This window comes from Citrobacter sp. Cpo045, from assembly GCF_030332875.1.
Taxonomy (GTDB): Bacteria; Pseudomonadota; Gammaproteobacteria; order Enterobacterales; family Enterobacteriaceae; genus Citrobacter; species Citrobacter portucalensis.
On record NZ_JAOWGZ010000024.1, the window covers coordinates 1 to 6,899 of the forward strand.

Here is a 6,899-nt window from a genome sequence, read left to right on the forward strand (position 1 = left end):
TTATCAAAAAGGATCTTCACCTAGATCCTTTTAAATTAAAAATGAAGTTTTAAATCAATCTAAAGTATATATGAGTAAACTTGGTCTGACAGTTACCAATGCTTAATCAGTGAGGCACCTATCTCAGCGATCTGTCTATTTCGTTCATCCATAGTTGCCTGACTCCCCGTCGTGTAGATAACTACGATACGGGAGGGCTTACCATCTGGCCCCAGTGCTGCAATGATACCGCGAGACCCACGCTCACCGGCTCCAGATTTATCAGCAATAAACCAGCCAGCCGGAAGGGCCGAGCGCAGAAGTGGTCCTGCAACTTTATCCGCCTCCATCCAGTCTATTAATTGTTGCCGGGAAGCTAGAGTAAGTAGTTCGCCAGTTAATAGTTTGCGCAACGTTGTTGCCATTGCTGCAGGCATCGTGGTGTCACGCTCGTCGTTTGGTATGGCTTCATTCAGCTCCGGTTCCCAACGATCAAGGCGAGTTACATGATCCCCCATGTTGTGCAAAAAAGCGGTTAGCTCCTTCGGTCCTCCGATCGTTGTCAGAAGTAAGTTGGCAGCAGTGTTATCACTCATGGTTATGGCAGCACTGCATAATTCTCTTACTGTCATGCCATCCGTAAGATGCTTTTCTGTGACTGGTGAGTACTCAACCAAGTCATTCTGAGAATAGTGTATGCGGCGACCGAGTTGCTCTTGCCCGGCGTCAACACGGGATAATACCGCACCACATAGCAGAACTTTAAAAGTGCTCATCATTGGAAAACGTTCTTCGGGGCGAAAACTCTCAAGGATCTTACCGCTGTTGAGATCCAGTTCGATGTAACCCACTCGTGCACCCAACTGATCTTCAGCATCTTTTACTTTCACCAGCGTTTCTGGGTGAGCAAAAACAGGAAGGCAAAATGCCGCAAAAAAGGGAATAAGGGCGACACGAAAATGTTGAATACTCATACTCTTCCTTTTTCAATATTATTGAAGCATTTACCAGGGTTATTGTCTCATGAGCGGATACATATTTGAATGTATTTAGAAAAATAAACAAATAGGGGTTCCGCGCACATTTCCCCGAAAAGTGCCACCTGACGTCTAAGAAACCATTATTATCATGACATTAACCTATAAAAATAGGCGTATCACGAGGCCTGTGGGAGGAAAATAAAGTGTCATCCTAACTACAGGACCCTGCAACGTAGCAATTCCTGCAAAAATCCATTTAAAACAATGACTTATTTCAATTCTGCCATCTGCAAGCGTTTTGTGGGGATGGAGGCCGGAATCATTAAAGTATCATCCTAATTTTCGCTCAACCTTGGAAAATGCTGAGAATCGTAAAAATAAAGTTTCATCCTTTCCGCTACTAGTTCAAGGCTTTCTTCCGGCCGCCGGCAACAACGCTGCTTGGCTGAGGCGATCCACTTGCGCTACCGCTCACTGATCAGATCGAACTTGAACTCGACGAGCAGCCAACCATCAGGCCGAGCGTGATCGCCAAAAAAAACGGATCATGCGAAATCCTTCGTTGAGTTTGGCGCGGGTTTTAGCAAATCAGCTGGCCCGCGATCCGGTTGAGAGTGATCCGAAGCGGTCCTTGACGACCGGCACAAATCGGCCGATTCTGTTGAAAAAGTAGCTTTAGCGGCAGCCTGCCGATCAGGTGTGCCTGCTGTCGAAGTGGCTGCAAGCCACTTCAAGTTGCCTTCCGGCGTTTCACTGAGCGTCCTTGCTCAGGTTTAAGGGTTAATTTGAGGGTTTCTGCTCGTAGCAGGCATACCTATCCCGTCAGCGGTGGCCCTTGAGGCAAAAGCTTGGCCATGCGGCGCAGGTTCTGCACCATCGCAGCCAAGGTGAATTCGTCAGTGGCACCCGTTAGGCCACGCAGTCGTAAACGGTCGAGTTTCATGATCCGTTTGAGGTGGGCGAAAAGCATCTCCACCTTCTTTCGTTCGCAGCGAGAGACGAGGTACTCCGGTGTCTTGGCGATGCGTCGAGCCACGTCGCGGGCAGCCTCATGGATGCTGCGGACGATCTTCCGATTCGGCGTGTTGGGGCAGCATTTCGCTTTCAACGGGCAGGTGGCGCAGTCGGTTTGGCTGGAGCGGTAAATGACGGTTTTGGCCTTAGTTACCCGCGACCTTTGCTGGGTGAAGGCGCGCCATTCACTGCGTAGCGGTTTGCCGGCTGGGCAGCGATATTCATTGGCGTCCTGACTCCAGTGAAAGTCGTTACTGGAGAGGCTGTCGTCCTTGCGCTCGGTCTTGTCCCACACCGGCACATGCGGTTCGATGTCCTTTTCTTCGACCATCCAGGCCAGCATCGGGGCGGTGCCATAAGCGGTATCGCCGATAAGGCGTTCCGGTGTGAGATCGAACTGCGCCTCGACACGCTCGACCATCGTCCTAGTCGAATCGACTTCGGCGGTACGGTGCGCCGGGGTAGCTTCCACGTCCATGATCACACCGTGCTCAGTGTCGATCAGGTAATTCGTGGAGTAGGCAAAAAAGGCCGGGCCACCTGGCGCTGCTGTCCAACGGGACTGAGGATCAGTGAGCGAAATTTTCTTGGGAAGAGCCTCAGCCAGCGCCTCTTCATCAAGGGCTTCGAGGTACTCGCGCACTGCGCGGCTGCTGAGCTTTGGATCGTTCCAATCGACCTCATCTCCCGCCACCCCACGTTGCCGGCTGGCATCCGCCTTAATGATGCTGGCGTCGACGGCGAAACCTTCACCCTTGACTAGGCCGGCTGCCATGCAGCGCCGCAGCACCTCATTGAATAACCAGCGGAATAGATCGCTGTCACGAAAACGCCCATGGCGATTCTTCGAGAAGGTCGAGTGATTGGGGACTTCGTCTTCCAGACCCAACCGGCAGAACCAGCGATAGGCCAGGTTCAGGTGCACCTCTTCGCACAATCGCCGCTCGGAACGAATGCCATAGCAGTAGCCGACGACCAGCATGCGCACCATCAACTCCGGGTCAATCGAGGGACGCCCGATGGGGCTATAGAAATCTGCCAGGTAGGCACGTAGATCACTGAGATCCAAGCACTGGTCGATGCTGCGCAGGAGATGTTGGGCCGGGACGTGATCTTCCAGATTGAACGAGTAGAACAGGCGCTGCTGTCCTCCCGGTAACTGTCCCATCATGCTGTTCGCCCCCACGCTCGCTGACAAAGCAATTTTGCCAACGGCATGGGGAGGCCGCTACTTTTTCAACAGAATCGGCCGCACACAGCCATTCGGCTCAACAGAACCCTGCCTTTACCCCACCAAACTCCGGAAACTCGCCCGGTAGTCCGTCGGCTTGAGATGCACATGTTGGCTGAGGTCGCCGGGTAGCGTGAACAGGCGCGGACCGTCCCGAAACTGGAACACGCGATACAGATGGAATTGATCGCCCGCCTCCTTGGAGAATTCGAGTTCGTTGTGGCTGACCAAGAAAGACGAGCCTACCCCGCCATTGGTGGTTTTCACCTCGATGAAGCGCTCATGGGCGTCCTCTTCGAACGACAGGATGTCGAACCCCGCACCGTCTCCCTGGGTGTCGGACACCCAATCCAGCCGCTGAAAAAGCTCTGGGTGGCCGAGCTCGGTCAGGCGTTGCTGTTCGTAGCCAATCACCCACTGCTCCCCTGCCCGGCCCAGCTTGCGGTTGGCTTCATCGCGAGCGGCATAATCGAACTTTCGCGGTAGGCGTTGCCGTAGAGATGCCGGGGTACGCACAAGCACTTCACGGGCGGGTGGTTCTACCAAAGCCGCTCGGTAGGTTTTGTCACCCGGAAGTTTTACCTCCTCCAGGGCATCGACAAGAGCGCCGACCGTCTGCTGATGTTCCAGAACGTAGGCGTGTACGGATTTACGCAGCAGCAGTTGGCTGTTGCCGCGTGGCTTGTAGCCGTTGATATAGGGCAGGCCCAGGGCATCGAGTACGGCGCTAATGTTCTGGTGCTTGAGCTCGACTGAAGACTTGCTGCGACCGTTCAGCAGTTGGCGCAGTGCCTGGTTGTGCTCGGACTTGTGGTACGGCTCCCCAGCCGCCTCGGCACGCAGCATGTCGAAATAGTCTTCGACCGTGGCCAGGACCTCTTCTTCGGACCAGTCTTCGCCGATGCGAATGATGCGAAACCCGAGCCGCGTCAGCGCCGGAACGACGGTCGTCTCGCCACCGGAGAAGCTGTCAGCAGTGAGCGGGCCCTGCTCGGGAAATTGCTTGCCGAAGGCCACACCGGCGATGGCCTTGGAATCGCAATCGGTGCCGGTCTTCGGATCACGTACCAGGAAGTCGCGGGACTTGCCGTAGCCGTGGCGCGCCAGGAATTTCGTGCGGCCCAGTTGCACGAACTCATCGATGGCAGCCTGCACGGCGGCGGGGCTTCGAAGCTGGGAGAGTTGAGACACAGGGTCCTTCCTTACTGTCATGGTGTGCCGGGAACCGCCGAGCCACGAGATTATGAGTAGCCCCTGAACAGAAACGTCACGATAAAAGCCGTGAACGCCACCAGGCCCATTAAATCCCTTGCGTATTTGCAGCCCGTGCTGTCCAAACCTGTACCAGGTCCGATCAACACGCTCCAACCATTGAGGTACGAAAACACCGCCTGACCGAACAAAAAATGCGTGATAGCCGCCGCAGCCATGACGCCGGAATCGTCAGACAGGCTGTAGCTGTTGACCATTGCCCTGTACGCCTGCATCTGAAATGGCTATTGCCCTGATGGGAGCCGGCTTTTCAGCCACCGACACCAGCGATGCCGTCAATATTCTTTACCCGATAACCATGACCGTACAAGCTAACAAGGCCTGGCAAGCCAGCGGACTTAAAAAGTCTTTTTTTCTACCATCCCACAAAAAAGTTCGTGGTGGAGAAAAGATAAGCTATGCAAGGCTTTAGGAGACGTGGTTTTTCAGGATGACGAAGAACGATTCGGCGCTAGGTGCAACATAGGTGCATCGCACGAGCGCTAGGAACGGCGAAAAAAGGCGGACGTGGCGAAATCGGTAGACGCAGCAGACTTTAAAATTGGAGTGCCCGCGGGGAAATCCGCGGAGTAGAACCGCTCAAAGTCGGGGAACGCTAACGGGCAATACCCTAAGCCAATCCCGAGCCAAGCCCCTTCGGGGGAAGGTGTAGAGACTGGACGGGCGGCGCCTAAAGCCTTCGGGCAATGGCGAAGGGACAGTCCAGACCACGAACGTCATCAGACGGCGGCGAAAGTCGAGGTGGTACGAAAATCTGCTTCTCTGTGAGAGTACGGGTTCGAGTCCCGTCGTCCGCACCACAAAGCCAAACATCCCTGCGATGATCGACCTCTGGGCGTTTGGTCGTGAGCCCGCCACCCTCGCGCTACGCTTTGCGCAGGCGTCGAAGGCGATCAGGTGCGCCCATCGATTCCGTCGAGCACCATCGCTGCGAGTTCATCGCTGGTGTGTGCACCACTATCGAGAACACGGGTTGTGCATGGAAGCCGTTCCCTTGCGGCCAAGCATCGGGCGACATTCGCTAATCGCCACTCTCGAATCTCCGCATTTCGATTCGGGTCAGGATGCATGGTCTGGTTCGCGATCCGGTGACGCAATAGGTCCTCGTTGAGCGTCAGAAAGATGTGCAGCAGCTGATCGTCGATCCGCCTTACCCCGTCGAGTATCTCAGTCAGATAGTCCGGGTGCACGAGCGTCATTGGGATGATGATGTCCTGCGAGTAATTCCTTCGAATCTCCCTGACCGCCGCGATCGTAAGTCCCCTCCACAAGGGGAGATCCTGATAGTCTCCGCTCGCTGGCATGGGGACCGTTTCTTTCACCACGAACCCGATTTCCTCGGGGTCAAAGATCAGCGATTTGGAACGCCGATCGCGCAGCCGCTTAGCGAGCGTCGTCTTTCCGGCGCCGAAAGGTCCGTTGATCCAGATTATCATTGTCGACGGCCTCTAACCTGAAGGCTCGCAAGAGCGCTCGACGGCCTCGTGCGGAGGCACGATCGGAGTGGTTCCGAAATGCTTCTCAAGATAGGTGACGCCGAACGTCACGATGTCCTGCGCGTCGAACAGGTAGCACTGAGCAAAGCCCACGACACCTTCTCGATGGCGACCGAGCTTCACGTAAGCATTTGCTATAGTTTCAACCGCATCCGGCTTTCCTTCGATAGCAAAGCAATCGAGAATGCCGTTTGAATCGTAATCCGATGCCGTTTTCCAGGCGACTTCACCGTCTCTTCCAAGCATCGGCATCTCATACGTCACCCACCGTTTGTTGGGGATATCGGCAACCGCCTCGGCGTAGTGCAATGCGGTAACGGAGTTTAGCGGCGCACCCAACAGCAGGGCCTTCCCGCCAAGGCGAACGAACCGCTCGACGGGCGATCCTTCCCCCAAGGCGTGACCGAGTTCGTGAGGCTCCGTCAGCGTTTCAGCCAGCGGACCAACCGCGACCATCGATGCATCGGGGTGCGCGCTGCGCCGCGCGCCGGGGGCTTGAACCAGAAATTGATTCAGCAGGCCGAACCCACGGTAAGTCCCGGCTGTTGCGGGATCGAACGGCAGCCAGGTACGGCGGGCTTCGTCATCCAGCCGAGCGCCATTCAGAGTCTCCTCGTAGGGTGATCGGTCCCACGACGCGTATCCCATCACAGTGCCAGTCGGCCCAACCGCGGAGCGTAACGCGGCAACGACCGTCTCCGCTCCTCCTTCGACCGGACCAATCGCTTTAAGTGAGGCATGCACCATCAAGAGGTCACCGGTTTGGACTCCGAGTTTTTGAAGCGCCTCCGTTATTGCCTTCCGCGTATGCATCGCGATATCTCCTCTAAACTGCAAAACACTATACGGGGTCTGACGCTCAGTGGAACGAAAACTCACGTTAAGGGATTTTGGTCATGAGATTATCAAAAAGGATCTTCACCTAGA

General features: G+C 55.3%; 7 protein-coding genes. 1 reads left to right on the forward strand and 6 read right to left on the reverse strand.

Annotation, left to right across the window (positions count from 1 at the left end; translation table 11 throughout):
* Window positions 1-92 precede the first annotated feature (92 nt).
* The 4 genes from OGY13_RS00155 to OGY13_RS00170 all read right to left on the reverse strand — a co-directional run bounded on the left by OGY13_RS00155 (window position 93) and on the right by OGY13_RS00170 (window position 4,673).
* Window positions 93-953: a broad-spectrum class A beta-lactamase TEM-1 gene (locus tag OGY13_RS00155; RefSeq protein WP_000027057.1), complete on the reverse strand. Its 861-nt coding sequence runs from the start codon at window positions 951-953 to the stop codon at window positions 93-95.
* Between the two features lie 820 nt (window positions 954-1,773).
* Complete coding sequence (locus OGY13_RS00160) at window positions 1,774-3,144, reverse strand: IS1182-like element ISCfr1 family transposase (protein ID WP_000971921.1); 1,371 nt, start codon at window positions 3,142-3,144, stop codon at window positions 1,774-1,776.
* Window positions 3,145-3,258: 114 nt separating this feature from the next.
* On the reverse strand, window positions 3,259-4,395 hold the full coding sequence (locus OGY13_RS00165; RefSeq protein ID WP_000080861.1) for a protein NO VEIN domain-containing protein: 1,137 nt from the start codon (window positions 4,393-4,395) through the stop codon (window positions 3,259-3,261).
* Window positions 4,396-4,445: 50 nt separating this feature from the next.
* Window positions 4,446-4,673 carry a hypothetical protein gene (locus OGY13_RS00170; protein WP_000248278.1) on the reverse strand — a complete coding sequence of 76 codons (228 nt, stop codon included), beginning with the start codon at window positions 4,671-4,673 and terminating at the stop codon, window positions 4,446-4,448.
* Window positions 4,674-4,696: 23 nt separating this feature from the next.
* Between OGY13_RS00170 and OGY13_RS00175 the strand changes: the two genes are divergently transcribed.
* Window positions 4,697-4,888 carry a hypothetical protein gene (locus tag OGY13_RS00175; RefSeq protein WP_000951934.1) on the forward strand — a complete coding sequence of 64 codons (192 nt, stop codon included), beginning with the start codon at window positions 4,697-4,699 and terminating at the stop codon, window positions 4,886-4,888.
* A gap of 481 nt (window positions 4,889-5,369) precedes the next feature.
* On the opposite strand, the gene OGY13_RS00180 is transcribed toward OGY13_RS00175, so the two are convergent.
* Entirely contained in the window at window positions 5,370-5,912 is a 543-nt protein-coding gene (locus OGY13_RS00180) for an AAA family ATPase (protein ID WP_000587837.1), read from the reverse strand.
* Between the two features lie 12 nt (window positions 5,913-5,924).
* Window positions 5,925-6,785: an aminoglycoside N-acetyltransferase AAC(3)-IId gene (gene aac(3)-IId, locus OGY13_RS00185; protein ID WP_000557454.1), complete on the reverse strand. Its 861-nt coding sequence runs from the start codon at window positions 6,783-6,785 to the stop codon at window positions 5,925-5,927.
* Window positions 6,786-6,899 lie beyond the last annotated feature (114 nt).

Coding starts and splice junctions, on each gene's coding strand:
- OGY13_RS00155 (WP_000027057.1), bottom strand. CDS start 953: ATGAGTATTCAACATTTTCGTGTCGCCCTTATTCCCTTTTTTGCGGCA.
- OGY13_RS00160 (WP_000971921.1), bottom strand. CDS start 3,144: ATGATGGGACAGTTACCGGGAGGACAGCAGCGCCTGTTCTACTCGTTC.
- OGY13_RS00170 (WP_000248278.1), bottom strand. CDS start 4,673: ATGGTCAACAGCTACAGCCTGTCTGACGATTCCGGCGTCATGGCTGCG.
- OGY13_RS00175 (WP_000951934.1), top strand. CDS start 4,697: ATGGCTATTGCCCTGATGGGAGCCGGCTTTTCAGCCACCGACACCAGC.
- OGY13_RS00180 (WP_000587837.1), bottom strand. CDS start 5,912: ATGATAATCTGGATCAACGGACCTTTCGGCGCCGGAAAGACGACGCTC.